Origin of the sequence: Stieleria varia (assembly GCF_038443385.1) — a bacterium.
Lineage (GTDB): Bacteria > Planctomycetota > Planctomycetia > Pirellulales > Pirellulaceae > Stieleria > Stieleria varia.
The window spans coordinates 2,517,892-2,541,983 of sequence record NZ_CP151726.1 but is presented as its reverse complement, the minus strand read 5'-3'; the positions used below and the strand labels follow the sequence as shown (position 1 = coordinate 2,541,983).

Below are 24,092 nucleotides of genomic sequence, written 5' to 3'. Positions count from 1 at the left end.
ATCCGCTGACCATGATGCCGACCACAATGAACCGATGTATACCTGTCCTGATTGTAGGTGTTTTCGCGACGCTGGGATTTGCTTCTGAACCGGATTTTGATGTTCCTTTGGCCGAAAAAGGGCATGCATTCCTCAAGCAGTATTGTTTCAAGTGTCACGGCGTGGACCAGAAGTATCCCGGCCTGGATACCATGAACCGCGCCACGTTGCTGCGACCGGCCGACGAGAGCGAGGATCCATTCTTGGTGCCCGGCAAATCGGGTGAATCACGGTTGTGGGACGCTATTGAAACGGAATACATGCCACCGGAGGGGCAGCCGCAGCCCTCAGCGGAGGAGAAAGAGGGTTTCAAGAAGTGGATCGACGAAGGTGCTCATTTTCCGCCGGCGCCTCGGGCCAAGCGACAGTTCTTGGGCGAAGAGACGGTTCTCAGCGTGATCGAAGACGATCTAAGGACGCTTGATGACGACGACATTCAGTACACGCGATACTTTTCGTTGGCTCACCTGTGGAACGATACCGAAGGCGACGAGCCGTTGATGACGGACGACCTGCGTTTGGTGCAGGCCGGGTTGTCGAAACTGGTCAATAGCTTGTCCAAAAAATCGCGGATCGTTCCGCCCCGCATCGTCGACAAGGAATTTGGAACCGTCCTGGCGATCGACATGCGTGACTACGGTTGGGACGAATGGCACTGGAACGAAGTGTTGAAGCAGTACCCGTATGGATTGAAGGTCAGCGGTCAGACGGCCAACAACATTTATCGCATGACGCAAACCAAAGTTCCCTATTTGCGAGCCGACTGGTTCATCGCGATGGCATCACGCCCGCCGTTGTACCACGACTTGTTGGGCATACCGATGAACGCCAAGACTCTGGAATCGGATTTGGGAGTCGACATCAAGCAAAACTTTTTGAAGGGACAACTTGCCCGAGCCGCGTTCCAAAAAAGTGGTGTCTCGCAACAGAACCGCATGGTCGAGCGGCACGACACGACGGGCGGTGGACGCTATTACTGGAAGAGCTACGACATCAAGCCTGGTACGGGCGACAAGGGTGACTTCATCCGTCGTCCGCTCGGGCCTGCCTTCGAAAATTTCCCCGGTCGTCAATTGGCGGTCTTTGAACACGACGGTGGCGAGATCATTTACAGCTTGCCCAACGGTTTGCAAGCCTACATGTTGGTGGCCGGCGATGATCAGAGGATCGATCAAGGTCCACCCGATGTGGTGTTCGATCCAAACAGTCACGGCGGAACGTTCTTGATCACCAACGGAATCAGTTGCATGGGATGCCATCGCAACGGAATGTTCCAGTGGGAGAAAGACGACGTGCGACCGTTGTACGAAGGCAAGGCGGGGCAGCAGCTTGCCGATCAAGTTTTGGATTTGTTTCCGACGAACGAGACCATGCAGCGTTTGGTTCGCCAAGACAGGGATCATTACTTGCGGGCGCTGGAGGAAGCCACCGGACCATTCCTCAAGGTGGGCGAGGATGCCGACCAGGACATCACCGAGTTTCCTGAGCCGGTGACACAGGTTTCCAACCGATACTTGAGAGACGTCACTGTCGAAATCGCAGCACGAGAGCTGGGAAAAACAGACGACGCGACCATCCGTGCGATGGCCAATTTGCCTTCCATGAAATCACTCGGTTTGGCAAACTGGGCCAATGAAGGTGGAACGATCTCGCGTGAGAACTGGGAACGGGCGTTCGGACGTTTCTCACGAGAGCTTGGCGTGGGCGTACCGATCCGTGTCCGTTAGGGAGACGGTCGGTCAATCCAAACTGTTTCTTTGTTAACGACTCCATCCATTCATTTCTGACATTCATGACGGCTTCAATAATGTTACACATACGAACCTTGACATTAGCGTTCAGCTTCTTTTGCAGTTGCACACTTCTATCGTCGGTCGCCCATGCCGATCCGCTGTTGGATCAAGGTCTTAAGAAGATGGCGACCGAAATCGGCCAATTCCTCGACGAAGAGGGATTGCCCAAGCACATGATCGTTGGCGATTTCACCGGCACTCCGAAGTTAAAAGCGAGCGGCGGGATTGAGATCAGTCGAGCGATTGTCGAACAGTTGGAGGCTGCCGGCATCAAGGTCAGCGACGACGGGCCACTGCAATTGATGGGCAAGTTCAAACTGAAGGAGGCCAAGCAGCACCTCCAGGACGACTTTGAGTCCCTGGCGTTAGAAATCGAAGCGTTGATCTTGGACTCGGAGGACGAAGAATTGGCGGAGTTGCCGATCAGCGTCTTCGGCTCGATCGCCCTGCAACTCGCCGGTCAAACCGTCGACGTACCGCCCAAGGCATCTGAAAAGCAACGTCAGGAGACACTTATCCATCAAGTGGACCATCCACCGACGAAGATTGACAATGTCAAGACGAAGCCAAGCCCGACCAGTCCGTTCTCGATGGAGATCTTTGTCCTCAAGGGCAACCAGATGTCGCCGTGCAAACCGGAGTTGGACAGTCAGAGCAGGTCCTTTGTCCAATTGAACAAAGGAGACGAGTACATCGTGCGGCTGACCAACGACGCATCCTTTGAGGCCGCCGTTACGTTGACCATCGATGGCGTCAATATGTTTGTCGATGCACAGGATGCACCGAAAGACTCACGTCTGATCATCTATCCGGGAACTCACGTCGACATCCCCGGATGGTACTTCACCAAGACGCACTCCAAAGCGTTTGAGATCGGAGGTTATGAGGAAAGTGTTGCCAAGCGTGTGGGCAACTCGACCGGTGTGGGCATGATCACCGCAGCGTTCTCAGCCTCTTGGGATCCCAAAGGCCCGCGTCCCTCGGACGAACCAGGCGGGAAATCCAAGTCGATCAACAAGGCGACCAAACAAGGTCGAGATTTGGACAAGAACTACGTGCAATTGGATCGCGAGTTTGGTCAAATCCGCAGCATCATCACGGTGCGTTACGATCGATAGGTTGGGACCAAGCAGGGGATCGACATGATTCAGAAAATGGGACTGTGTGCAACGGCAGTGCTGTTGTCGATCTCGCTGGGGCTGCTGCCAGCGGCCGGGCAGGACAAGTACGCCGTGGTCGTGGGCGTGGAGACCTATGACACGAGTGTCTTTGAGAATCTGAAGTTCGCGGCCGAGGATGCCAATGAGCTGGCGGACTCGCTGCAGGCGATCGGATTCAAAACGACCGTCCTGACCGGGGACGCGGAATCTTCGCGATTGCGGCCGACGACACCGGGAAAGATCACTGCGGCGATCCAGTCCGTTGCCAACAGTTGCCAGCCCGGCGACACCTTGCTGGTCAGTCTGTCCGGACACGGCGTTCAGTTTTCTGATGAAAGTCCGCTACCCTCTGGGGTCAAGGAAACGTATTTCTGTCCCAGCGATGCGGACCTCGCGGACAAATCCAGCTTGTTGCCGATATCGCCGTTGATGCAGATGATCAACTCGGTCCGCGCCGATCGAAAGCTGCTGTTGATCGATGCATGCCAAGAAGCCGTCCTGTCGAAAAATGCGAGTTCGAAAGGTGCGAAGCGAATTGATTTGGGCAGCATCCACGAGAACCGTCAGAGCGTGCCTCAAGGCATGGCAACGTTGTTCAGTTGCAGCAGTGGGCAACGCAGTTGGGAGCATGCCGAAATCGGACACAGCGTGTTTACCTACTATGTCGTGAACTACTTGCAGGGCGGTGCCGACTCACAGTTCTACAGTAGCGGCAGTCTCGAGCTAAACGGGTTGGTCAACTATGTGGGCAAGAAGACCAACGACTACGTGATCGGCAAGAACATCTCTCCGGACGGTCAATTTCCAGTGCTTCGGGGCAGCTATGCCAACTGGTCCTTGGGCAAAGTTCGTGGGGTGGATGAGAAGCCGCGCCTGTTGGACTTGTCGGCTGACCAGCGAAGCGCACGCATTCAGAAAGCACGTGCGGAATTGGGACGATTGGAGCGTCAGTATTTCGCCGACGCAGAATTGGTGAGCAACGCAAGGGACAACAACGGTTGGAGCATCGAAGATGACTTGCGCAAAGTCTTCATCTGGTGCCGGGTCGATGGTCCTCGGGCCTTGAGATTTGATCTGTCGAAGATTGTGGAGCATGAGGCGCAGGGACGGTTCATGACGGAACTGTGTGCGATCGACACGGCAGAACACGCTGGCATGTATCAACAGCAAGTCGCTCGCATGCTTGCCGAATTCACGCGTCTGAAACCCAACCTGAATGAATGGCAACAGGAAAGCATCAATGAGATCGCGGCCTTTTACTCTGAGCGATCGACGCGACAATTGCTCAACGAGTTTGATCCAGGGCAAGCACTTTATACCAAGTCGTTTCCCTTCATTCGACGCATCATCGCGAAAACATCCGTTGACGAACGTGCCTCCGAGTTTTCCGCTGCTCGCTACGAAGACGCTGACAGAGCGATCATCTTGTCGCTGCAAGGCAGATACGACGACGCAACTGGTGTGGACACGGTCATGTCGCACTCGCCCAACGCGGTGATTGCTCCTGCGATCCTTGGTCGAATCGACGATGCGAAGAAGATCGCCTTGACGCAGTCCAACGATGGCTACCAGCGGGCGGCGCTGCTGATGATCGTGAACGTTTTGTTGGATGAGAATCGGCGTGAAGATGCGGTCAAGCAACTAGCGTCGCTGCAGAGTCCGTACGATGCATCCGTTTGTACAAGTTCCATTCCGCTGCCCGTTTATGGTTTCGAATATGCGGTATCCATAGGAGGGAATTTTGGAATGGCAGCGTTTACTGCGGGACGTCTGGACAGCGAAGCGTTTTACAAGCGGATTGCAGCTGCAGAGTCTATGTATCTACGCAGTGCGCCATGGAATCCGCCGCCGAGAGAGATACGCCAGAGGGAGATCCAGTTGCGACTGGCTTACTTGACCGGTTTGGTCAACGATTTACGTTAGCAGCCGTGCCCCCATGTACGTCAGCCTTTCCAGGCTGACACGCGCACAATGTACGTCAGGCTAGAAAGCCTGACGTACGAAAGCCTGACGTACTTGGTACAATGGGCGTCCTAGATCCGCCCTCTACCCGACCGGTGCCGCTCACATGCCACGTCATGCTTTCTCAGTCCTCTTGTTGAGCTGCCTGGTGCCAATGAGTGGATGTAGCCGGCAGGCGACCGATGATCTCCGTGCCGGCAGTGCATCGGAGTACGACGAAATCATCAACTACACGCCGGCGGCGGAAAGGAAGCCCGATGCGGTCACCAATCGCGGACGCGAGTTCTTTGTCGATTGGCTCGGCAAACACGGGCACGAAAGTGTCATCGACGACGAAACCGGCGTCGGCATCGCCGACAATGCGACGCGACTCTGGTCGTTCTTGTACGACGTCAGCGGGGATGATGCAGAGGGCTATGTGGCGGAGGTGGAGTTTCGGATCGTGTTGCCTGATGGACGTGAGATCATCGAGTTCGTTGCCGGTGCGGGCTCGACATCCGATGACGCGATCGGGATGACGTTTGTGAATTTCACCTTGTCCACCTTTCACGTCGTCTATGCGGGGTTCATGGACACGGCGGATCAGCATGTTTCCAGAAAACAGGTGACCGTCAACGGCAAGCCGTGGACCATCACGTCGGCCGGAATGATGACGTTCGGCGGAGACGACGTTGGGGACTTCGGCGGAATCGACGAAGCATTCTTCAAAGCGATTTCCGAGGAAACGCTGAGTGACAAAATCCACTGGGGTAAACTGGTCTACGGTCGCAGCAGCGACCAGATCCTGGAGTGCTCCGTGACCGTCGACAATCTGATTTCACAAGAACTCTCCACTGAAATGCGTGCCGCTCCGTGGCCGGCGACGGCAAAATACTATCTCGCAAAACAATTCATCGTCCTGCAACCTGGAAACCATTGATGAGCAGAATTGTCCCTTTTCCGATGCGATCCACTTGGTTTTGCATCGTGTTGGTCCTGAGCGGCGTGTGTAGCACGGTTTGTGCCTTTGCAGCGGATCGTCCCAACGTGCTGCTGTTGTGCGTCGATGACTTGAGACCGGAGTTGAATTGTTTTGGCAAGGACTACATCCACTCGCCCAACATCGATCAACTGGCCGCTTCTGGACGTCCGTTCCATCGGCACTATGTCCAAGCCCCGACCTGCGGCGCATCGCGGTTCACTTTGTTGACCGGTACCTACGGACCGGGGGACAATGGGGCGTTGTTCAAACGGGCCGCTCAAATGGCCAAGACACCCGACATGGTTCCGCCGAGCATGCCGAAATGGTTTCGCAATCACGGCTACACAACGGTTTCTGTGGGCAAGGTTTCGCATCATCCCGGCGGACGTGGCGGTCCAGACTGGGACGATGATCAACAACCCGAGATGCCTGGCGCATGGGACAGGCATCTGCTGCCCGCCGGTCCTTGGCAACATCCACGCGGTGCCATGCACGGATTGGCCAACGGTGAGATCCGTGGTAATGCGTCCAAGATGGACTTGTTTCAATCGGTCGCCGGAGACGACTCGATTTATCCCGACGGACTGATCGTGGACGAAGCGTTGAATCAACTGGATGATTTGGGGACCAAAGCGAAGACCGACCCGGCGGGCAATCCGTTTTTCTTAGCCGTGGGAATCATTCGCCCGCACCTGCCATTCGGCTCGCCAAAGAAATACATGCAGCACTACGTCGACGCGTCGCTGCCGGAGATTCCGCATCCGAGCAAGCCATCGGGAAAGACAACTTGGCACGGGTCCGGCGAGTTCATGAAATACAATCGCTGGTCGCGAAACCCGAATGACGATGCCGAGTTTGCCACCGAAGTTCGCAAGCACTACGCGGCGTGTGTGAGCTATGCGGATGCATCGGTGGGTCGTGTCTTGTCCCGACTGGATTCACTGGGGCTGCGTGATGATACGATCGTCGTGTTGTGGGGAGACCACGGTTGGCATCTTGGCGAGCACGCGGTGTGGGGCAAGCACACGTTGTTCGAGGAGTCGTTGCGGTCGCCGCTAGTGATTCGTGTTCCTGGGATGCAGCAGGCCGGGATGAAGACCGATTCGATCGTGGAGACATTGGACGTTTTTCCGACCTTGTGTGAATTGACGCGGCTACCGATTCCAGAATTCGTTGACGGTGTATCGCTGGTCCCGATCTTGAACTCGCCTGATGCGGCTGGTCACGACGCGGTGTCCTACAACGCCCATCGAACGCTGCGGACCGACTCGCATCGACTGGTGCTGCATCGTAGCGGCGAGGCAGAGCTTTACGATCACACGGTCGATCCAGGTGAAACAAAGAATATCGCGTCGTCTGAACCGGACCTGGTTAAAGAACTTAGCGGCCGACTGACGAAGCGTTTGGCAGGACGTTGATGCTCCAGGCGTTGTTTTCAACGTGCAACAACAGTCGCTCGACATTCCAGGTTTGTGGACGAAGCGGTTTCTGAGAGCACGGATTATTCATTCGCCGAAATGCGATAGCGTCTGGTTGCCGAATAAACTGCGGAACAACCGGACGCTATCGCGTTGCCCCTGATGGGGGCAGCCTGTTTTGTTGACGACAATCCAGGGGAGTGTTCAACGCAAGCGAGTCGTGTCGATTCACTCGCTTGCGCGTCGTGCTGGTATTTTTTTGCAAACGACCCAGTGAAACGTGTACGGAATCATTCGCTGACCGAGTATTTCACCATCACCTCTTATTCATGCCTGATCAAACACGAATCGTCGCCCCGGGGCCACGTGAACGAACAGTTCGTTTGGAGAGCGGAGCCGTCTTGTCCGTACCCGCCGATTGGGAGTTGTTGCCGCCGGGGGACGCCGGTTTAACGCGTCGAGTGAAGGCGGGCGGACCGACGTGGACGGTGAAAGAAAAAAAAGGGCGACGCGTTTTTTCCAAAGGAGTTTGGGCGCCGGCGACGCGGATTGCTCAAATCCGTCAAGGTCTTGAGGCGGAGCGAAGCACGGATTCGTATCAGCGGAAACGTGCTGGCGATGTTCAGCGTCGTGAAAAGAAGCAATCGGCCTACGTCGAGGATTTCGAGCAAGCGGTCTTGGATTTTCTACGGTTTGACTCGGCGCACCGGACGACTGCCCAGAAATTGGCGCGTGCCGTCACCCGGCACGCCACGCCGGTGGGCAGCGGAACGGTTGCCCGCACGCAGAGAATCCCGATTGAGCAACGTGCCGAATCCGCCGTGATCGCGTGGATGCGTCACCAGACCACCGCGTATGACGAGATGGTCATTCCCCGCGTCAAGGGAAAGCGAAGAGAAGTGCGTCGGATGCTGGCGGAGAAGTCGCGACAATTATTGGAAGATTACCGACGTGGCGATCGTGCTCTTGCCAAAGACTGCCCGATTCAAGCAGCGATCGCCGGCGAAAAGACCTCGTAATGGGATTCGCCAGACCGAGCGAGGCGGGGAGCGGGATGGTGTTGGTCGAGCTGTTGGGGCGGCACGCTATCGACTTGGAAAGTCGAGCGACGGATGTCCTGTCGGGCTTCCCATCTATCCTGAGACGGCGTGTTGATTTACGCTGCCGATTCGTGAAACCGCCGGTTTTGTTCGAAGTTACTGACGCGTGAACGGGTTAGGAAAAGATGGTCTCTGGCAGCAGTGTATTTCGCGGGTGCATCCCCGCTTTGATGACTCCCTGTGACGCCCAAGGCACCCCCAACTGGGACGCGTTGGTGGACAAAGCTCAGCGGCTGATGTCCGCGGGCATGAGCGGCGTTGTTTATTGCGGCTCGATGGGCGATTGGCCGTTGTTGACCGACGAGCAGCGTCAAGTCGGGGTCAAGCGATTGGTCGACGCGGGCATTCCGGTGGTGGTCGGCACGGGGGCGCAAAACAGCATGATTGCTGCGGCACACGCGGCGCACGCGGAGGAAGTGGGCGCGGCCGGACTGATGGTGATCCCACGTGTGTTGTCGCGGGGCACATCGCCCGCCGCACAGTACGATCATTTTGCCAGCGTGCTCTCCTCGGCGCCAACGCTGCCGTCGGTCATCTACAACAGCCCGTACTATGGTTTTGAAACCAAAGCCGATTTGTTTTTTCAGCTACGTGAGAAATTCGACAACCTGGTCGGTTTTAAAGAATTCGGTGGCGCCCAATCGCTACGATATGCGGGCGAGCACATCACACATCAAAGTGATTCGATCGTGTTGATGGCCGGTGTGGACACACAAGTATTCCATGGGTTTGTGCACTGCGGCGCAGCGGGGGCGATCACCGGCATCGGCAACTGTCTGCCGGTGGAAGTCTTGACATTGATCGCGTTGTGTCGCCGTGCTGCGACCGGTGATTGTGAAGCCAGGCGACTGGCGTGGGAGCTGGATCGGGCGTTGCACGTCTTGTCAACGTTTGATGAAGGCCCGGATTTGGTTTTGTACTACAAGTACATCTTGGTGTTGTTGGGCGAGACGGAATACGAGCATCATTTCATCGCGACCGATCGACTCAGCGATTCGCAACGCGGGTATGTGACGGCACAGTTGAAACTGTTCCAAGATTGGTGGCAGCAGTGGTATCGCCCGCAGTATTCCGAGTATTCGCAGGATCTGCCCGAATGAGCGAGCGGATCGATGTGATCGACTCCCACACCGCAGGGGAACCGACCCGAGTGGTGATTGACGGAGGCGGCAATGCTTTGGCAACGGCACTGAACACCGATCAACCGTTGTCCGAACGATTGGCAACGTTTCGTGATTCACTGGATCACTACCGTCGTGCCATCGCGTGTGAACCTCGTGGTCACGATGTCTTGGTGGGGGCTGTATTGTGCCCACCCTACGATCCCGATTGCAGTGTCGGAGTGATTTTCTTTAACAACGTCGGTTTCCTGGGGATGTGCGGCCACGGAATGATTGGTGTTGTGCGAACACTGATCCACCTGGGACGGTTGGGCATTGGGCATACGCGAATCGACACACCAGTGGGTACTGTCGGTGTCAGTGTCAATGAAGACGGCAGTATCAGCATCGAGAACGTATCCAGTTACCGAATGCATCAGGATGTGTCCGTCAACGTGCCTGGCCTGGGAACGGTGGTCGGCGATGTGGCGTGGGGCGGCAATGGATTCTTTTTGGTCAAGCAACCGACGTTCGAGATCAGTCTGCCTCGCGTCCGAGATTTGCAGCGTGCCGCCGCCGACATTCGAGATGCGGTTCGCGATGCAGGGCATACGATCGTCGATCACCTCGAGTTATTTGCGTCGAACACGCCAGCGGACGCGGACTCTCAGAATTTTGTCCTGTGCCCGGGGCTAGAGTACGATCGCTCCCCGTGTGGGACGGGCACCAGTGCCAAACTCGCATGTCTTGCCGCCGACGGACGGCTCGCCCCCGGTGACACTTGGCGACAGGCCGGCGTGCACGGGTCAAAATTCTCGGCTCACTATCGATGGGATGATGAATCGACGGGCAGGATCTTTCCCACGATCACCGGCCGTGCGTACGTCACTGGCCAGGCTCAGTTGATCTTTGATCCTGAGGATCCATTCTGTTGGGGGTTTGGTGGTTCTCAATCGGAAACCCAACAGTGACTGCCAAGCCGCCCCGCGTCGTGATCGTCGGTGCCGGAGTGATCGGTCTGTCGGCGGCGTGGTACTGCCGCCGCGCGGGATATGACGTCACCGTGATCGAGCGTTCGCCACAGCAACGCGACAGTTGCTCGTTCGGAAACGCGGGGCTCTTGGTGCCGAGTCATTTCGTTCCGCTGGCGTCTCCCGGAATGGTCGCCCTGGGGCTGCGAATGATGATGAAACCGCGATCGCCGTTTTACATCAAGCCTCGGTTGTCGGCTGATTTGTTGAGTTGGATGTGGCGGTTTCAGAAAGCTTGCACGAAGTCTCACGTGGAGCAGTCGGCACCGTTGTTGCGTGATCTGAACATGCGCAGCCGGGCATGTTACCAAGTCTTGCAGGATGAGTTGCCCGGCGGATTCGGTTTGCAGAACCGTGGGCTGGCGATGCTGTGCCGCAGCGAAGCGATGTTGCACGAAGAAACCGAGATGGCGGAAATGGCACATCGGTTGGAGATCCCGGCTGAGGTACTTGATTCATCAGGCATTGAGCGACTCAATCCAGGGCTTGACGTGGACGTGGTGGGTGGCGTGTTTTATCCCAACGACTGCCATCTTTCACCGGCGACTCTGATGTCGTCATTGGTTCAGCAGTTGACTGGCGACGGATGCCGATTCGTGTGGAACACACCGTGTCTTGGTTTTGTTGCCGATGGACACGCCATTCGCGCAGTCAAGACGGATCAACATGAGATCGAAGCCGACAACGTGGTCTTAGCATCCGGCGTCTGGTCGGCCGAGCTGGGTCGGCAACTCAAGCTCTCGTTGCCGATGCAGGCCGGCAAGGGCTACAGTGTGACGGTTCCCGATCCACCGCAGATGCCGACCGTCTCCGCGATCCTGACGGAAGCACGTGTGGCGGTGACGCCGATGGGCGACTCGCTCCGGTTCGGCGGAACGATGGAGTTGTCTGGAATTGATGGCCGTATCAATCAAGACCGCGTACAGGGAATCTTGGATTCGATCCCCCAGTACTTTCCCGCCATGGATACCAGCCAGTGGAAAACATTGACCGCGTGGAGCGGTTTGAGGCCCTGTTCACCTGATGGGCTGCCCTACTTAGGACCGACCCGGCGGTGGCAGAACCTCGTTTTGTCGACAGGACACGCCATGATGGGGATCAGCTTGGCATTGGTCTCCGGTGAAATGGTCGCTCAGTGGATCCGAGGAGATGCGCCAAAGGTCAGCGGATTACAACTGCTCTCGCCCGACCGGTTCGGATAGTTTGTCGGAAACAATGAAGTGCCCAGAGAATGGAGTGAACGGTGAACGAATTGCCTGAACCCTTGGACGTGCTCGTTGTGGCTGCCCACCCCGATGACGCAGAAGTAGCCTGTGGAGGTACGCTGGCGATGCTTGCCGATGCCGGTCATCGGGTCGGTGTCGTTGACCTTACCGATGGTGAGCCGACTCCTTACTCGTCGGGGCCACAGCAGCGAATGGAGGAAGCCACGCAAGCGGGCAAGATCTTGGGGCTCGCGATGCGAGTTCAGTTGGATTTGCCCAATCGCCGGTTAATGGACGGGGTGGATGAGCGTTTGGCGTTGGCCAAAGTCTTTCGGACGTATCGGCCGCGAGTCGTGATCGGATTCGGAGACAAAACCCCGATGGCTTCGCCCGATCACTATCAAGCAATGCAGATCACCGATGCGGCTGTGTTCTACAGTCGGTTGAGCAAGTGGGAGCAGCAGTTTGATGGGCTGCCGGTTCATCCGGTCCAGCGGCAGTTGTATTTTCGGTTGGCGGTCGACTCGACGATCTTGCCCACGAACCCATTTCACACGCTGATCGATATCTCTCAAACTTTGGAAAGAAAGCTTCAGGCAGTTGCATGTTATCGATCACAGTTTGATCACAAAACAACGATCTTAGAACGAGTTCGCGCGGCTGCGGTCGCGACCGGTTCGATTGCCGGCGTGGGCGCAGCAGAGAGCTTTGCCGCAGCGAGACCCTTTGCCACCTCTGATCTGTTTGGTGCCCTCGGGCTCGGATGAGAAAAACCGCGACGATTGTAAGTCGTGGACTGGGCATCGCGGCACAAGGCGTATGGTTCGTGTTTGGACGGAAGGTGGTGTTCGTTTTCGACTTGGAAAGTCGAACGACAATGTCACTCGACTTTCCAAGTCGATAGCGTGCCCCGTCGAGCGTTTTGCCGATTCCAACCATTGACTTGCGCAGACTGTTTTCACACCAACGCTTTGCACAAGCTGTTACGTGCAAACGTGTTGCGACGATTTTGTTGGTTCGCGCGAATAGTCCGGGCTTGCGCGTTTAGGAAATCTTGCCGACACGCTGTTTTACGCCCGCTGCCCCCTCTGTTGGTCGTCCGTGGTGTCGGTTTTCCGAAAGGCGAGAAGATTCTGGTGGACAAGTTTGGATTTATTGGGGCTGGAAATATGAGGTGACCTAGTGTTCAGCAATACGGCTTCCTTTTGAAGGGCAACAGGAAGCCAGTCGGACACCGGGGGGGATTTTCATGTTTATCGAACTGCGCAAGTGCGCGATCGCAGCTGTCATGGTGGCAATGTGCGTGAGTGTTGCATCAGCAGACTTCATTGATTTTTCAGGAGGCGCGACCTCTATCCCGAACAACAGTCTGGGTGGAGTGAACAGCGTGATCAATGTCACCACGGACGAGATCATCAGCGACCTTTCCGTCACCATTTTTGACTTTCGACATACATGGGTGGGCGACTTGACGGCCCGTATCATTTCGCCCAATGGCACATCAGCTGATTTATTTGTTCGGCCACTCACCAACCTGTTCTTTTACGGTGACTCGTCCGATTTGCGTGGCGACTACACGTTCATCGATGGCGGTGACGACTTCACTGCAGAGGCAGCATCTCGCGGTAGCAATTCACGACTGCGAAACCGCGACTACCAGGCATCAACGACCAACGGGACTCCTGTTTCGCTCGCCGCGATGTTTGCCGGCGAGTCGACGGTCGGTGCCTGGACGTTGTTTTTGAGCGACACTGCGATTGGAGACATCGGATCAATCGATGGTTGGGGATTGAGCTTCACGTCGACACCGGCCCCGGTTGCATCCGTTCCCGAACCCAGTTCGCTCATCTACTTTGGACTGGCCGGTACATTGATGTTGAGACGGCGTCGGCGGCGAAGTGTGGTCGTGGCAGAAAGCGAAACCGAATCTTGAAACGTGTTTTCACGTAGCCGCGTCTCTCGGGGCGGTAGGGCTATTTTCGTCCCCAAGGGGCGTAGTCGTTTCCGTCCCGAAGGGACATGAGAAAATAGCCCAGGGCAGAGCGCAGCGTCGCCCTGGGGCATCGTGCGTCATGCCCCTCAAGCCCCGAAGTGGGCGTTACAACAATACTTTTTTAAGGCGAAATTGAGTCTGAGGAACGGTATGTTTTGGATTGAGAGCCGTGTTTTGCCCTTTCAGGGCGAGGTCGTATTAGACGGGTGTTCGATTACCCAGGGCGGCGCTGCGCTCTGCCCTGGGCTTTCATGTTCGGCCCCTTCGGGACGGGGGAGTATCAGTGTCGTGGCTCTTTATCGATAGCGTTTTAAGCCCCAGGATACTTTTCCTCCCTACTTCTTTCCGGCCGCCACAAACTCTTCGCGTGACAACGCTCCGTCACCGTCGGTGTCGTAGCGTGCGAAGCGGCTATCGAGCGCATCCGAATCAGCGTCTTGTTTCGCTCCGAACTCCTTGCGGGTGATTTTCCCATCACCATCGGCATCGCGTCCGTCAAACCATTGTTCTCTCTTTTGCCGTTGCTGTTCGGGGGTGAGCTCTGAAAAGGGCATTGTGGAGTCTTTCTTGGCTGACGCAGCCTTTGTGTTCGTTTGGCTCTTGAACTGTGCGCCGTTATATTTGAGTTTGTTGGGTACGGGCGGTCGTGGATCAGGGTGCTGAGCCAGCAGGGCTTTCAATTCCGCCGCGACGGTAGGCAACTGATCGATTCGGTTCTCGGTTTCCAGGGGATCGTTGACGTAGTCGTACAGCTCGTAGAGATCCTCGCTTTCATCTGCGCCGAACCGCCGCCACTGCACCAATCGGTAGTCTTGCGTACGGATCGCACGCCCCAATCGTCCTGAACGTGGGTAGACGCCGATCGCATGGTCTCGAACATGAGCGGTTGGATCGGAGATCACTGCGGCTTGGCTGACACCATCGAGTCCAGGGGGAGTGCCGAGTCGCGCGAGGGCAGCCACCGTGGGATAAATGTCGACGGTTTCGATCAACGCGTCAGTCTTGGAGCCGGCACTTTGACGGTCGGGCGTCGCGATGATCAGCGGGATGCGGGCCGCTTGTTCGTAATTGGTGTGCTTGCACCACATGCCGTGGTCACCCAAGTGCCAGCCGTGGTCTCCCCAAAAGACGATCAACGTATTGTCATCCAATCCGGTTTCGGAGAGCGTCTTGAGGACCAAACCGACTTGCGCGTCCGTGTAACTTGTTGCGGCGTAATATCCGTGGATCAAATGGCGAGTTGTTTCACTTGTCAACGTTCCTTTGGCAGGGATGTCGCTGTAGTTGCGAAGCTCACCCCAGGTGGTCGGTGCAAACGAAGGTGCATTCTTGGGCGGTGAGTCCAGTTCGGGCATCGGCAGCTCGTTGGGGTCGTACATCGCCCAGTACTTTTCGGGTGCAACGAATGGCAAATGGGGGCGAATGAATCCGACGGCGAGGAAGAAAGGTTGATCAGGTTGGGCCGCCGCCGCCTTGATTCGCTTCGCGGCTTCGATCGCCGTTTGTCCATCAGCGTACGAATCATCTGCAACATCAGCGCGTTCGGTGGACGCGTAACGTTTTTTTCCGTCCGCGGTGACTTGCACGTCGGCGGTCGACTTGGGCAATTGGTAGGTCGGTCCGGGCGGATTCCAGTGGGGAACGCTCCAGGTGTCTGCATCGTCTCCATTGCCGTGGCCGCGATGGTAGATCTTTCCAAGGCTCTCGGCGTGATAACCATTTGATTTCAGAAACTGACCCAGCGTGATCGCGTCGGGTGCGCCGTTGCGAAAGAAGGTTGGCAGATCGTAGACGCCGATGGTTTGTGGTCGCAGGCCGGTCATCAACGCATTGCGGGACGGGGAGCATACGGCTTGGTTGCAATACGCTTTATTGAACTGAACACCACGAGCAGCAATGGAATCGATGTGTGGCGTTTGTGCGACGGGGTCACCGTAGCAACCCAGTGTCGGTTTCAGATCGTCCACGCAGATGAGTAAGACGTTGGGCTTGGCCGCCGAAGCGTGAGTGACTGCGAACGCAAGAACTAGAAACACGATGGGGCGCATGGGGAAATCCGAACCAGGGTACGATCATCAAAGGGACACCGCTTTGCATGCGGTGATCGACATTCTAGACGAAAGAATTCCCGGTGGAGCCCCTGCGACGTGTCTTCGGCGATCGGCAGATAAATCTGTACCGGCCGTAGGGGACGAGGTCACGAGTCCCCGACGCGGAATTACGCTGCAGGGACGCGTGACCTCGTCCACGGCGGGGAAAGTTTCAGCAGCTTCTCGTCCTATCTGCGTCCCAAGGCGCTGTAGAGGCTTCGTTTGCTGATCTTGGGGACCGAGATCGGCGTCGGCTGGACGTCAAAGGGGATCATGGCGGCGTGATTCGCCGCGATCCCCGTGCGTCCTGGCACTTGTCTGGCGACGCTGGCGTTGAACGCGCTGAAACGTTCCATCACTTGCCGGATTTCTGGGTCGTAGAGGAAACCGCCATCGGGGAGCTCCCGGCCCAAGGTTTCAAAGCTACCCACGGTGACGATGCTGCGGTGTCGATCATGAAACTGATAGGCATCTTCACCATCGGCACGGAGTTTGGTCACCATGCGGTTGGCATCGCGTGCCAGTTTCGCCATTCGTGCTTCGCTCGGATTGAAATTCTTTTCCTGTTTGCCATCGACGATCGTTCCGAATCCCTCGAACGTGCGCACGATCACCGTGAATTTACCGTCGCAGTCCAGCAGGCTGTGGGGCACACCGTCGTTGAGTTCTTGGACAAAGGAATCGACCGCGGGCTGGGAAAAGAACGCTTCGGGCAGCAACGGATTGCGAGTCACAAACGCGTTGGCCAACGGGCTCTTGGTATGACCCTTGCGGGATTTGAAGATTTGTTGTCCCCAAGTCTTGACCGTATTGATCGGTGTGTTGACGTTGTATTCCGCGGCGACTTCTTTCGCGTCACGGAACACGTCCAAGTCGGCTTTCTTGAGCGCGGTCAAGTCGCGATCGACGTTGTCGTTCTGCACGGAATCGTATTCGCCGACCAACACCGCGTGTGCTTGATAGGAATGCGGGTTGGCGTAGCGTGCCCGATAACCGGTTTGGTTGGGAGAGCTGGCGTCGCCTGTGAAACTGAAGTCTTCTTTGTAAATGAATGCGGGCAAACGCAGCTTTTCGCGGATCTCTCTGGCGGTTCGTTCCGCGCGTGCCTGCGAGTTTTCGCCGACAAAGGTCGTTGCAAGAATCAGCCACGGGCCGTCTTCTTCCGTCAGGATCATCGAGTCTGCCTGCGGAATCGGCGTCGCCTTGCCGAACATGCGAAGCAGGCTGGGTGGTTTGGCATCGACCGACGTGGTGGCAACGGTGGCTGCTGCGGCGATTCCGCAGAAGGTCAAGAAAGATCGACGTGAACGAGCAATCATGCGATCGAATCCGCTTGTGGAGGGCTTGGTTCGTGTACGAGACCGGCAATAACAAATCGGTGCACCGCTGGGGAAGGCGAGTTTCGCCGTCTCTGACCAGGAAAAGCCACTGTTCGGGACATTTCCGCCACAACGACGACCCAAAATCAGGTCAAATTCCGATGAACGTGAGTATTGCACGCAGAGAGAGAGATTCCTCCATTAGAGGGTGTGCTGGCAGGCACCTATGGGGTGGCCACTTGATATAATTTTCCAAGGGCAGCGGGAGGCGCGGAACACAGGTGTCCTGTCTCGTTGCAAAGATCACGCGGAGCGATGATTGCTACGTGGATTTTGCGACACTTATTTTCCGCACGTCCCTATGCCATGACATTCGTTTAACGTCTCAATCTTTTCAAGAAGGATGACTTCGGTGAGCAACATCAATCCTTACTCCGTGACCGACGTCGGTGTACCCGCGGCATTTGCTGACGAGGATGCACGCGCAGGATTCATTCGCCGCACGTACACTCACCTGTTGGGTGCCGTGCTGGCTTTGGTGGCGCTCGAAATGGTGCTGTTCGCGGTGATTCCAGAGAACACGATGATGGGACTGATGCAACGCATCAATCCCTTGTCTTGGCTGGTGGTATTGGCGGTGTTCATGGGCGTCAGTTGGCTGGCTAGGTCGTGGGCGGAAAGCGACACGTCTCGTTCGATGCAGTATGTCGGGCTCGGGCTCTACGTCGTCGCGGAAGCATTGATCCTGTTTCCGCTGTTGTACTTGGCGGTGAAGTTTGTCGGACCGGAGACGCCGTTCATTGCGGGTGTCATCACGCTGGTGTGTTTCGGCGGTCTGACCATGTTCGTCTTTGTCACACGAGCGGACCTCGCATCGTGGGGCAAGTTTCTGTTTCTGGGCGGCATTGCCGCAATGGGCGCGATCGTGATCGGTGCCTTCATGGGTTTCTCGCTCGGACTTTGGTTCAGCGTTGCCATGGTGGCATTGGCATGCGGCTACATTTTGTATGACACGTCGAACGTGTTGCACCACTATCGAACGGAACAGCACGTCGCCGCGTCGCTGGCGTTGTTTGCGTCCGTCGTCCTGCTGTTCTGGTATGTGCTGAGAATCTTGATGTATTTCGCCGAGAGCGAATGAGGAACCATGCACGACTTGGAAGGCGTCACACGTTTGCCGGACGATTTTGACGGTCGCGTTCGATTGTTTCCGTTGCCCGAGCTCGTTCTGTTTCCTCACGCAATTCAGCCGCTTCATATTTTTGAACCGCGGTACTGTGAGATGCTGAGCGAGTCGCTGGCAACGGATCAATTGATCGCGATGTCGACGTTGACCGGAGCGGCTGCATTGGTCGACGATCTGCCGCCTATCGCCTCAACGGTCTGCATCAGCCGGATCGTTTCCCATGTCGAATTGGATGACGATCGGCACAATATTTTGCTCGTGGGGGTGCGGCGGGCAAAGATCCTGCGTGAACTGGATGCCGGTCGCGCCTTTCGGATCGCAGAAGTCGATGTCAGAGATGACGTCTACCCGCCGATCAGCGCCAGCCAACGTTTGGAGCTGAAAGAAGACCTGCTGCGATCTTTTGGCGAGATCATTCCGACGGGAAAAAAGATTCGAGAGAGTCTGCAAGAATTACTTGCTGGCAAACTGGGCCTTGGTCCGATCACCGACATCATCTCCCACACGCTGCCTTTCTCTGCCGAGCAAAAGCTGAAACTGCTGGCCGAGCCCGATGTGGATGAGCGAGCAAAGGAGCTGATCAAGGTTCTCGGGAGGGGAGAGCTGGAGATGCTCCCCATCTCGTCGGCCTTTCAGCACCCGTTCTCCAGCAAGTCGCAGGGGCGAACGTTCCCGCCCCCGTTTAGTCTCAACTGAGTCTTTGCTAGCAGCTTTTGATCGAGTGCGATACGCAGTCTTGGTGAGCCGATGGCGCTAGCCACGGGCTTCGAAGGGTTGCGTCGTCACCATCAGGCACGCGGCTAGCGCCGTCGGCTTACCTGATCATCAGCCCGGCTAGATGGGTCTGGGCCGGTCTCGGCGTCTTGGCGTCGCTCTGATATCGCCAAATCGGCAAATTGCCCGTGAATTGCGCACCCGTGACTGCCAGCCCAATCTTCCTATAATCTCGTCTCATGTCCCCGGGACAGGGAACGCCGTTTCGCACAAGAAACGGGCCGAGCATGCCGATCGTTCCGTTGGAACGGCAAACGAGTGACAATTGAATAAGGGATACCACTGGAGTGGCGAAACGTCGATCTGGAAGCAACGCGGACAAAAAATCCAAATCTCTATTTGATGCCATCGACGATTCGGCGATGACTGCGGTACCGCTGCGGCACGCGGCGCAGGAGCGATACCTCAATTATTCGCTTTCGGTCATCACTAGCCGGGCGCTGCCCGATGTACGAGACGGCTTGAAACCGGTGCAGCGTCGTATTCTCTACACGATGCACCAGCAAAACCTCGGTGCGACGGCCAAGCATCGTAAATGCGCCAAGGTCGTTGGTGACGTGATGGGTAACTATCACCCCCACGGCGACAGTTCGATCTACGAAGCCCTCGTGCGAATGGCCCAGCCCTTTGCGATGCGAATGCCGTTGATCGACGGCAGTGGCAACTTCGGCAGCGTCGATGGCGACAACGCCGCGGCCATGCGGTACACCGAGTGCCGCATGACGCCGATCGCGGCCGAGATTCTGACCGATTTGTCGACGCGAACCGTGGCCTTCAAAGCCAACTATGACGGCAGCCGCGAAGAACCTGTTGTCTTGCCGAGCCGGTTTCCCAACCTGCTGGTCAACGGTGCCACCGGGATCGCGGTCGGGATGGCGACCAACATCCCGCCACACAATCTCAAAGAAGTTTGCAATGCACTGCTGAAATTGTTGCGGGACCCGGAGATCAAAGATTATCAGCTCGTCGCCAACGATGCCGTTCAGGCACCGGACTTCCCCACCGGCGGCCAGATCGTCAACACCAAGGACGAGCTGCGAGAGATTTATCGAACCGGGCACGGAACCATCAAGCTGCGTGGGACCACGATCAGCGGTGAAGAGTCTCGTGGTGGCAAGGTGCTGCAAATCGACTCGATCCCGTTCGGTGTGAACAAAGCCCTCTTGGTGGAACGCATTGCCGAGTTGATCTTCTCGGGCAAGCTGCCGTTGGTTACCGAAGTCCGAGACCTTTCCACCGACGAAATCCGCGTCGATTTGATTCTCCGCAAAGACGCCGACGAATCCAAAGTCCTCGCGTTCTTGTACAAGCACACGGACTTTCAAAAGAATTTCAACGTCAACCTGACCTGCTTGGTGCCCACTGAGAACCCAGAGATTGGTACGCCGAACCGACTCGGGCTCAAAGAAATGCTGTGGCATTTCTTACATTTCCGCTTGGACGTGCTGACACGCCGGCTCGAAAATGAACTGGCGTCGCTCGAGAAACGCATTCATATCCTGGATGGTTTCGCATTGATCTTTGACGCGTTGGACGAGATCATTCGCATCATCCGCAAATCGGAAGGCAAGGCGGATGCGGCGGACAAGATCATGAAACGCTTTCCCGCCAGCAAAGGCGGGCTGGATGCCGAGCAAACCGACGCGATCCTGGAACTGAAACTGTATCGCTTGGCCAGATTGGAAATCAATCTGATCTTGGACGAGCTGAAAGACAAGAACAAGCGTGCTCGAGAGATCCGCAAGCTGCTGGACGAAGACACCGAGGACACAAACGCGTCAGGACGTTGGAAGATTGTTCGTGACGAAATCAACGAATTGCTGGAAGTCTACGGCAAGCACGACTCCTGTAAACGCAGAACCCAGGTGGTGACGGTCGACGAAGAACTCGAGTACACGGAAGAGGATTTCATCGTCGCGGAGAATTGTCACATTTTGGTGACCAAGGACGGTTGGGTGAAGCGTCAGAAGTTGATCGCCGATCCCTCCAAGAGCAGGCTTCGCCAAGGTGATAGTGTGCTGACGGTGACCGCTGGCAGCACTCGTGAATCGATCGCCTTCTTTTCATCCAAAGGTGTCTGCTATACGGCCAGAATGATCGACATCCCGGCTTCGACGGGTTTCGGGGAACCGATTCAAAAGCTGTTCAAACTCAAAGACGGCGAAAAGATCGTCACCGCCCTCTCTCTCGACCCGCGAGTGATCGGCGGCGTGATCAATGAGGACCCCAAGCATCCCGATTGGTGCCCCGAGGTCCACGGGTTCGCCGCATCCAGCAACGGGTTCGCATTGCGATTTTGCTTGGCTCCGTTTGCCGAACCGTCCACACGTAGCGGACGCCGGTTTGCTCGCGTTGCCGGTGATGCTGAGATCGTTGATGTCATCCCGGTTTCGGGAACCGAAGTCATTCTGGCTGTTTCAGAAAACTGTCGCGCGATCGTCTGCCAAGCCGAAGAAGTGAACTACCTGTCCGGTGCCGGAAAAGGCGTCACGCTAATGCGACTCGCCTCCGGCGACCGCTTGTTGGGATTCAAAGCCAGCACCGGAGATCGTGACTTGATGACAGTGCAAACCAACCGTGGTGCAAAGAAAACCATTTCCACGGCCAAGTATCGAGTGACCTCACGTGGCGGTCGCGGAGTCGAGATTCAAAAGAACGGCAAGATCGCTGAAATCGTTCAGCCGCCGATCGAACCACCGGTCACGTTTGAAGAGGACGCGTAGGCCTTGTTTGACCCCCTTTTCCAACAAAGCCAAATAGATCCCCCATGAGCACTGCAACAAAACCACAAAGCTACAACGCCGACAAGATCATCGCCTTGGAGGGCTTGGAGCCTGTCCGTAAGCGACCCGGCATGTACATCGGCGGCGTGTCGTCCGCCGGCCTGCACCATTTGATTTGGGAAATCGTCGACAACTCGGTCGACGAAGCGATGAATGGATACGCGTCCGAAATCACCGTGACGCTGCACAAGGACGGTCAGACCGTGACGGTCACGGACAACGGTCGCGGCATTCCGGTGGACAAGCATCCCAAGACAAAGAAACCCGCGTTGGAAATGGTGCTGACCGTCTTGCACGCGGGCGGCAAGTTCGAGGAAGGCAACTACAAGACCGCCGGCGGTCTGCACGGCGTCGGTGCATCCGTCGTCAACGCGCTCAGCAAAGAACTGACGGCCATCGTGAGACGCGACGGCGCTCAGTACAAGATGACCTTTGAGCGTGGAAAACCGACCAGCAAGCTGCAAAAGCTGAAGGGCTCGGTTCGAGGTACCGGGACGACGATCACCTTCAAACCCGACCCCACGATTTTTCCAAGGACAGAGTTCGATTCGCCCACGATTCTGTCTCGTTTGGAAACAGCGAGCTTCCTACACCGTGGCGTCAAAGTCACCTACATCGACGAAGTTGCCGGTACCAAACAAACGTTCTTGCACGAACGCGGCATCGTTGACTATTTGGACAAGGTCCTCAAGGAACGCAAGGCACGACCGATCCATGAGGCTCCGTTCACCCACCACGTCGATGAGACCTCTCGGCTGGAGGTAGCCCTGCAGTGGACCGAGTCGACCGACGAACACGTTCGCAGCTACGTCAACGGGATTCCGACCGGCAACGGCGGTACCCACGAAAACGGTTTTCGCAGCGGACTCAATAAAGCCGTTCGCAATTACATCGACACGCACAACCTGACGCCGCGAGGGGTGAAGTTCACGCATGAAGACATTCGTGAGGGTTTGGTCGCGATCCTATCGATCTTCATCAGCGAGCCGCAATTCCAAGGTCAGACCAAGGACCGTTTGAACAACCCCGAGGCGCAGGCCTTTAGCGAAAGTGCTGTCCGCGGTGCGTTGGAACAATGGATGAACAACAATCGGACAGTCGCCGATTCCGTCGTCGCACGGATCATCGCTGCCGCCCGCGCCCGCGCCGCATCGCGTGCGGCATCCGAGGCCGTTTCGCGCAAAGGTGGGTCCAAACGTACGCTATTGCCCGGCAAACTGAGTGATTGCTTGGCCAGCGGAAAGATGGAGTCCGAACTGTTCATCGTGGAAGGTGACTCGGCAGGCGGCAGCGCGAAACAGGGGCGAGATCGGAACTACCAAGCGATCTTGCCGCTGCGTGGCAAGGTGCTGAACACCGAGAGCGCGACGCTCAAGAAGATCTTGGACAATAAAGAAATCCAGGACCTCGTTGCCTCACTCGGTTGTGGCATCGGTCCTAAGATGAACATCGGCGGCTTGCGTTACGGACGCGTGATTCTGTTGGCGGATGCTGACAGCGATGGTCACCACATCACGACGCTGTTGCTGACCTTTTTCTATCGCCACATGCCGCAACTGATCGCCGACGGACGGCTGTATATCGCGGTGCCACCACTGTTTCGAATCGACATCGGAAAAGAAACGTACTGGGCCAAAGACGAGTTGCACCGCGCCGAGATTTTGGAGAAACACGCCGGCCGATCCAAACCTGAGATCACACGCTTCAAAGGCTTGGGAGAAATGATGCCCAAGGTGTTGTGGGAAACGACGCTGAACCCCGCAACGCGTCAACTGCTGAAGGTTGAGATCGATGATCAACTGGAGACCGACAAGGTGATCAGCGACTTGATGGGCCGCGACGCATCGGCAAGGTTCAGTTTCATCATGGAACGAGCCGAAGACGCCGACGGCATCGACGTGTGATCCACATTGCCGCGTTTGACCCGCAGGCCCGTTTGACCCGCAGCCGAAGGCGCAGGAGGAAGCGGCATTTGACGCTGCGGGGGGATCCCGTTAGAAGGGTCGCTTGCGTTTTCGGAGACTGTTAATTTTGTGAGCCGCAAGGCGCTTGCCGCGGGCCTGATGGTGTTGACATTGTTTTTTTCAGTCCATGTTTTTGTCCCATGCATCGCAATCAAGGTGAGCCTCAGGCGCTAGCCGTGGGCCTGAGGCGGATTGTGGTGCTGGCCCACGGCTA

17 protein-coding genes are annotated in these 24,092 nt (G+C 56.5%); 15 read left to right on the top strand and 2 right to left on the bottom strand.

The genetic code is table 11. The annotated features are described in order from the left end of the window. Nucleotides 1-11: 11 nt before the first annotated feature. From Pla52nx_RS08685 to Pla52nx_RS08635, 11 genes are all read left to right on the top strand, one after another. Nucleotides 12-1,766, top strand: coding sequence for a c-type cytochrome domain-containing protein (locus Pla52nx_RS08685; RefSeq protein ID WP_146519044.1), 1,755 nt, complete (start codon nt 12-14; stop codon nt 1,764-1,766). Nucleotides 1,767-1,831: 65 nt separating this feature from the next. Then, nucleotides 1,832-2,950, top strand: a complete 1,119-nt coding sequence (locus Pla52nx_RS08680; protein ID WP_146519045.1) for a hypothetical protein — start codon at nt 1,832-1,834, stop codon at nt 2,948-2,950. 24 nt (nt 2,951-2,974) lie between these two features. Continuing rightward, on the top strand, nt 2,975-4,915 hold the full coding sequence (locus tag Pla52nx_RS08675; RefSeq protein WP_146519046.1) for a caspase family protein: 1,941 nt from the start codon (nt 2,975-2,977) through the stop codon (nt 4,913-4,915). A 193-nt stretch (nt 4,916-5,108) separates the two neighbouring features. Then, nucleotides 5,109-5,873, top strand: coding sequence for a DUF6348 family protein (locus tag Pla52nx_RS08670; RefSeq protein WP_146519047.1), 765 nt, complete (start codon nt 5,109-5,111; stop codon nt 5,871-5,873). Continuing rightward, nucleotides 5,873-7,333, top strand: coding sequence for a sulfatase (locus Pla52nx_RS08665; protein ID WP_146519048.1), 1,461 nt, complete (start codon nt 5,873-5,875; stop codon nt 7,331-7,333). The genes Pla52nx_RS08670 and Pla52nx_RS08665 overlap by 1 nt, the downstream gene beginning before the upstream one ends. 329 nt (nt 7,334-7,662) lie before the next feature. Beyond that, nucleotides 7,663-8,352, top strand: a complete 690-nt coding sequence (locus Pla52nx_RS08660; RefSeq protein ID WP_146519049.1) for a DUF2293 domain-containing protein — start codon at nt 7,663-7,665, stop codon at nt 8,350-8,352. 206 nt (nt 8,353-8,558) lie between these two features. Beyond that, the gene (locus Pla52nx_RS08655) at nt 8,559-9,533 is read left to right on the top strand and encodes a dihydrodipicolinate synthase family protein (RefSeq protein ID WP_146519050.1); all 975 of its coding nucleotides are present in this window, start codon (nt 8,559-8,561) and stop codon (nt 9,531-9,533) included. Further along, complete coding sequence (locus tag Pla52nx_RS08650; protein WP_146519051.1) at nt 9,530-10,504, top strand: proline racemase family protein; 975 nt, start codon at nt 9,530-9,532, stop codon at nt 10,502-10,504. Before Pla52nx_RS08655 ends, Pla52nx_RS08650 begins: the two co-directional genes overlap by 4 nt. Further along, nucleotides 10,501-11,766, top strand: coding sequence for an NAD(P)/FAD-dependent oxidoreductase (locus Pla52nx_RS08645; protein WP_146519052.1), 1,266 nt, complete (start codon nt 10,501-10,503; stop codon nt 11,764-11,766). The genes Pla52nx_RS08650 and Pla52nx_RS08645 overlap by 4 nt, the downstream gene beginning before the upstream one ends. Before the next feature lie 41 nt (nt 11,767-11,807). Then, nucleotides 11,808-12,536, top strand: a complete 729-nt coding sequence (locus tag Pla52nx_RS08640; protein WP_146519053.1) for a PIG-L deacetylase family protein — start codon at nt 11,808-11,810, stop codon at nt 12,534-12,536. Nucleotides 12,537-13,018: 482 nt separating this feature from the next. After that, complete coding sequence (locus Pla52nx_RS08635) at nt 13,019-13,702, top strand: proprotein convertase P-domain-containing protein (RefSeq protein WP_146519054.1); 684 nt, start codon at nt 13,019-13,021, stop codon at nt 13,700-13,702. Nucleotides 13,703-14,097: 395 nt separating this feature from the next. Here the strand turns inward: Pla52nx_RS08635 and Pla52nx_RS08630 are convergent, their stop codons facing one another. Together Pla52nx_RS08630 and Pla52nx_RS08625 are read right to left on the bottom strand one after the other, a co-directional pair. After that, the gene (locus tag Pla52nx_RS08630; RefSeq protein ID WP_231741829.1) at nt 14,098-15,798 is read right to left on the bottom strand and encodes a sulfatase-like hydrolase/transferase; all 1,701 of its coding nucleotides are present in this window, start codon (nt 15,796-15,798) and stop codon (nt 14,098-14,100) included. 242 nt (nt 15,799-16,040) lie between these two features. Continuing rightward, on the bottom strand, nt 16,041-17,171 hold the full coding sequence (locus tag Pla52nx_RS08625) for a twin-arginine translocation signal domain-containing protein (RefSeq protein WP_146519056.1): 1,131 nt from the start codon (nt 17,169-17,171) through the stop codon (nt 16,041-16,043). Nucleotides 17,172-17,583: 412 nt separating this feature from the next. Between Pla52nx_RS08625 and Pla52nx_RS08620 the strand changes: the two genes are divergently transcribed. The 4 genes from Pla52nx_RS08620 (at nt 17,584) to Pla52nx_RS08605 (ending at nt 23,818) form a co-directional block, all read left to right on the top strand. After that, complete coding sequence (locus Pla52nx_RS08620; RefSeq protein WP_231741830.1) at nt 17,584-18,312, top strand: Bax inhibitor-1/YccA family protein; 729 nt, start codon at nt 17,584-17,586, stop codon at nt 18,310-18,312. A 6-nt stretch (nt 18,313-18,318) separates the two neighbouring features. Further along, nucleotides 18,319-19,053 (top strand): LON peptidase substrate-binding domain-containing protein, encoded by a 735-nt coding sequence (locus Pla52nx_RS08615; RefSeq protein ID WP_146519058.1) that lies wholly within the window; start codon nt 18,319-18,321, stop codon nt 19,051-19,053. A 365-nt stretch (nt 19,054-19,418) separates the two neighbouring features. Next, nucleotides 19,419-21,854: a DNA gyrase/topoisomerase IV subunit A gene (locus Pla52nx_RS08610; protein WP_231741831.1), complete on the top strand. Its 2,436-nt coding sequence runs from the start codon at nt 19,419-19,421 to the stop codon at nt 21,852-21,854. A gap of 44 nt (nt 21,855-21,898) precedes the next feature. Beyond that, nucleotides 21,899-23,818, top strand: coding sequence for a DNA gyrase/topoisomerase IV subunit B (locus Pla52nx_RS08605; RefSeq protein WP_146519059.1), 1,920 nt, complete (start codon nt 21,899-21,901; stop codon nt 23,816-23,818). Nucleotides 23,819-24,092: the final 274 nt, after the last annotated feature.

Bases quoted from the DNA above. Each gene is read 5' to 3' on its own strand.
- Pla52nx_RS08685 (WP_146519044.1), top strand. From the start codon at position 12: ATGATGCCGACCACAATGAACCGATGTATACCTGTCCTGATTGTAGGT.
- Pla52nx_RS08680 (WP_146519045.1), top strand. From the start codon at position 1,832: ATGACGGCTTCAATAATGTTACACATACGAACCTTGACATTAGCGTTC.
- Pla52nx_RS08675 (WP_146519046.1), top strand. From the start codon at position 2,975: ATGATTCAGAAAATGGGACTGTGTGCAACGGCAGTGCTGTTGTCGATC.
- Pla52nx_RS08670 (WP_146519047.1), top strand. From the start codon at position 5,109: ATGAGTGGATGTAGCCGGCAGGCGACCGATGATCTCCGTGCCGGCAGT.
- Pla52nx_RS08665 (WP_146519048.1), top strand. From the start codon at position 5,873: ATGAGCAGAATTGTCCCTTTTCCGATGCGATCCACTTGGTTTTGCATC.
- Pla52nx_RS08660 (WP_146519049.1), top strand. From the start codon at position 7,663: ATGCCTGATCAAACACGAATCGTCGCCCCGGGGCCACGTGAACGAACA.
- Pla52nx_RS08655 (WP_146519050.1), top strand. From the start codon at position 8,559: ATGGTCTCTGGCAGCAGTGTATTTCGCGGGTGCATCCCCGCTTTGATG.
- Pla52nx_RS08650 (WP_146519051.1), top strand. From the start codon at position 9,530: ATGAGCGAGCGGATCGATGTGATCGACTCCCACACCGCAGGGGAACCG.
- Pla52nx_RS08635 (WP_146519054.1), top strand. From the start codon at position 13,019: ATGTTTATCGAACTGCGCAAGTGCGCGATCGCAGCTGTCATGGTGGCA.
- Pla52nx_RS08625 (WP_146519056.1), bottom strand. From the start codon at position 17,171: ATGATTGCTCGTTCACGTCGATCTTTCTTGACCTTCTGCGGAATCGCC.
- Pla52nx_RS08615 (WP_146519058.1), top strand. From the start codon at position 18,319: ATGCACGACTTGGAAGGCGTCACACGTTTGCCGGACGATTTTGACGGT.
- Pla52nx_RS08605 (WP_146519059.1), top strand. From the start codon at position 21,899: ATGAGCACTGCAACAAAACCACAAAGCTACAACGCCGACAAGATCATC.